Source organism: Halorubrum sp. AJ67, assembly GCF_000513435.1.
The window spans coordinates 53,415-55,897 of the sequence record NZ_CBVY010000018.1 but is presented as its reverse complement, the minus strand read 5'-3'; the positions used below and the strand labels follow the sequence as shown (position 1 = coordinate 55,897).

Sequence of the window (2,483 nt, the reverse complement as noted above, 5' to 3'; positions counted from 1 at the left end):
CTCGTAGACGGCGTCCGCGCCGAGGTCGAACGTCCGGGCGAACGCCTCGCCGTTCTCGGGGACGATGTCCGCGCACGCGACGAGCTCGCACTCCGCGTTGTTCGCGTAGGCGCGCCCGTGACGATACCCCATCGCGTAGCCGTCTCGACCGGGGTCAGAGGGGTCCGGACCTGTGCCGATGACCGCGACGTCGTAAACCATTTCGGCCGGAGAACGCCGCCGCCGCCCAAAGAGTATAGACCGCCTACCCCGCTCGGCCCGCACCGGCACCCTCCGGGCGCTCCGGGCCGGCACCCTCGGAGGGCCCCTGGCCGCATCGAACCCGGTCGATCCGTACCGAACCGCACGAATCGCGGACCGCGTCGGGTCAGCGCTCGCGCGAGCGCGCGCGAAACGAACCACATGTCAGCACATCGATCCGGCGGGCGCACCGCCGGTACGGCTCCTATAACAATGTGCGTCGTCGCGGACACACTCGGTGTGACTCCCCAACCGAGCCCGTCGACCGCCGATCGCCGCCCCTCCGACGCGGGAGACACCGCGGACGCCGAGGGCGACGAACTCCCGTTCGTCTCGGTCGTGATCCCCGTCTACAACGACCCGGACGGGATCGAAGCGACGCTCGACTCGCTCCGCAGGCAGTCGTTCCCCGCAGACCGGTACGAGGTGATCGTCGCGGACAACGGGTCGACGGACGAGACGCGGGACGTCGTCCGCGAGTTCCTCGGCGCGTTCGACGGCCTCCGTCTGATCGTCGAAGACGACGTACAGGGGTCGTACGCCGCCCGAAACGCGGGAATCAGAGCGACGACGGGAGACGTGATCGCCTTCGTCGACGCCGACATGGTCGTCGACCCCGGTTGGATCGAGGCGGTGGCGCGGCGGATGGCGCGGACGGACGCGGAATACCTCGCCTGCGACGTCCGGCTGTTCACGACCGGCGACGAGGGAGCGGTGGCCGAGTACAACCGGCGCGAGGACCTCCACGTCGAGCGGCTGGTCGACGAGCTCTCGTTCGCGCCGACCTGCTGTCTGGTCGTCCGTCGGGCGCTCCTCGCGGAGGTGGGCGGCTTCGACCCGCGCCTCCGGTCCGGCGGGGACATGGAGTTCGGGAACCGCGTCGCGGCGAGCGGTCGCGACCTCGAATACGCCGCGGACGTCGTCATGTACCACCCGACGCGGACGACGCTCGGCGCGCTCCTCGGTAAGTCCAGACGAGTCGGACGCGGGAAGACCCAACTCCGGCGGCACTACCCCGACCGCTACGGCTCGCCGGTCCTCTCCGCGCTCAACCCCGCCGCGTTCCTGCCGCCGCGCCCGAGCTTCATGCGGCGGGCGGTGCGCGGCTGGGCGGAGCTGTCCGCCCGCAAGAAGCTCGTCTTCCTCGTCGTGAGCTACGTCGAGTCGCTGGCGAAGGCGTACGGCCAGCTCCTCGAACTGGCCTCGCCGACGGAGACGAGCGCCGACGCCGACTGACGGAATCGGTCCGCGGACACGTATCGCCGGTCGGGCGGTCCGCACCGAGAACGAGTCGAACGCGGCTCGGCGGGACTCCCCCCTACGAGTCGTCGTCCCGGAACGCCTCGACGCCCGGGAGGTCGGAGACGCCCTCGTGTTGGCCGGTGTACTCGGCCCCCTCGTCGCCGCCTCGAACGTCTCCTCGTCCGGGTACTCGCGGACGGTCAGCACGCGCCCGCCGTCGACGGCGAACACGATCTCCACGGACCCGTCGTCGTGTCGGTACTCCGCGGCCTTCCTCGCCGAGTCGGCAGGCTCTTTCATCCCTTCGGCGTTCGAGCGTCAACGGCTTACCCGTTTCGGCCGTGTTCGGCCCGAAACGCCGAGCGTTCGCCGGCTCGGCCGCGGCTCCGGTCTACCGGTTGTCGACCAGGTCCGCGACGTCCGCCGGCGCGACCACGACGAACGCCTCCTCGCGGAGCAGGTCGTCGTCGCCGGGGAGGTAGAGGAACTTGTCGGAGTCGACTCCCGCCGCCCGGATCCGCTCCCACTCGTCGAGGTCGTAGCCGAGGTCGTCCCCGGCCGGATCGTCGGGCTGACCCTCCCACTCCCCGTCGAGCGAGCTCCGGGTCACGGCTCTCTCCCTCGGCGGTCCGGTCCGCTCACGGCTCTCGCAGCGGACCCGCCGAGACGCCGAGCGACCGACGGACGGCACTGGTGTGACGCCATCGGTCTACCTCCGGAAGGTGAGCGAGGCGTCGCCGTCCAGCCGTAGCCGCGCGATGTCCCCGGAGAAGCCGAACGTGTCGCGGTCGTCAGCGACCGTGCCGCTGGCGACGGCACCGTCCGCGTCGTCCGCCGCCTCGGCTCCCCACGGCCCGTCGCGTTTCGCGATCGACCCGGTCGTCTCGACGAGGTAGCTCGCCTCGACGCCGTCGCCGACGACGACGAGCTCGTGCGGCAGGTCGTGCTCCGTTCCGAGCGTCCCGGGATCGACGGGGTCGCCGTCGACCCGAACGACCGGG

The 2,483-nt window shown here is 71.2% G+C and carries 2 protein-coding genes and 2 pseudogenes; 1 reads left to right on the top strand and 3 read right to left on the bottom strand.

Annotated elements, in window-relative coordinates; translation table 11 throughout:
• Positions 1-201 (bottom strand): annotated as a pseudogene (locus BN903_RS17600) (gfo/Idh/MocA family oxidoreductase); the annotation flags it as partial.
• Positions 202-480: 279 nt separating this feature from the next.
• Here BN903_RS17600 and BN903_RS12825 point away from each other — a divergent pair.
• Positions 481-1,476 (top strand): glycosyltransferase family 2 protein, encoded by a 996-nt coding sequence (locus BN903_RS12825; protein ID WP_228841105.1) that lies wholly within the window; start codon positions 481-483, stop codon positions 1,474-1,476.
• 397 nt (positions 1,477-1,873) lie between these two features.
• Here the strand turns inward: BN903_RS12825 and BN903_RS12820 are convergent, their stop codons facing one another.
• Complete coding sequence (locus BN903_RS12820) at positions 1,874-2,092, bottom strand: hypothetical protein (protein ID WP_048078117.1); 219 nt, start codon at positions 2,090-2,092, stop codon at positions 1,874-1,876.
• 99 nt (positions 2,093-2,191) lie between these two features.
• Positions 2,192-2,483, bottom strand: a pseudogene (locus BN903_RS17595) (hypothetical protein); the annotation flags it as partial.